Below are 1209 nucleotides of genomic sequence, written 5' to 3'. Positions count from 1 at the left end.
TCATCGGGTGGGAGTGACCATGCTCAGTCTCGGACTATCCCTCACCTCTGTTGCCACCCTTTCTCAGGGCGTGCCTGCCCTCGCCTTCACCTTCCAAGGGCGTCCGTTCACGTTCGGCGGCGTCGCATTTGCCTATGGAGCCCCGCAATGACATGGCCGGTAGAAAATCCGTCGAACAGCATCCCGGCTTTCGTCGCCATGCGTGGAGCCATAGGTTTGGGCGCCGACTTGCGAGAACTCGAGGTCCCTTCCTCCCCAGATCAGCGCCACAATATCGGCGTTGTCGGCCTAGAGCCGTCCATGTTCTACGCGAATAGTGCATTCCATGTGCTCTTCAACTATTCGAACAACCTCGGTTACGTTACATGCAGCGGTGATCCGACAATCGCCGATAATTGGAGCGATCCGCAGATTATCCTCGGTCAAGGCACAGGAGGGTGGGCGAACCAGTGCCTGCACGGCTACGCGCTGATCGATGGATCGACGATCTACTTTTATTTCGTCAGCAACAGTGATTGGGCGACTTACGTCACGTCCACGAGCCTTTCGACGCCGACGAGTGGATGGTCTGCGCCGTCAAAGGTCGTCGATAATCTCGGCGTCGTGAATGGCAATATCGCCGCCATCAAAGACCCGCAATCCGGCGTCTACTATCTGCTCCAAGAAGCGCAGATCGACATGGCGGGGTGCTTCGGCCGAAGCTGGCAGTGCGTGATGCTGAGCGCGTCTGCTGCGACTGGTCCGTTTTCTGTTGTGGTCAGTCCTATCGCGTCGCTCATGCCCAACTTCGTCGCCGGGAGCGCATCCGCCGGCTGGATCGGCTACGACACTGCGAGCCAAACCTATCTACACTACTTCCACGGCGCGTCGTGCTCGCGGTCATATCCAACGAATGTCTATCGCGCGCGAAACACAAAGGGCCTCCAATACGACGCGTGGAAAATCGACAACGATGGGTGGCCGATCGCCACATGCGTCGATATTCGCGAGGTCAATCAGATCGCTGATATCTTCCTTTGCCAAGGCCAGGACGGCCAATGGTATGGGATTTGGGAAGGCGTCGACAATACAAACGGCGGCTACGCCAATTATCTGATTGTCGCGAAGATGGACTCGCCGCCGAAGCTCATGACCACATCCGGGATGGCGGCGGCGGAACCGCGGCACGTCAACCGGCCCGGCTTCGAGCACACGCGGCCGTTCCTGATC

General features: G+C 58.5%; 1 protein-coding gene. It reads left to right on the top strand.

Going from position 1 to position 1209, the window contains the following annotated elements:
* Nucleotides 1-147: 147 nt before the first annotated feature.
* A partial coding sequence (locus A1351_RS03990; protein WP_157096084.1) for a hypothetical protein occupies nt 148-1209 on the top strand: 1062 nt, incomplete at its 3' end.

The organism is Methylosinus sp. R-45379 (assembly GCF_001644125.1).
Taxonomy (GTDB): Bacteria; Pseudomonadota; Alphaproteobacteria; order Rhizobiales; family Beijerinckiaceae; genus Methylosinus.
Note: the sequence above shows the minus strand (reverse complement) of the source record. Positions and strands in the feature narration are given on the sequence as shown.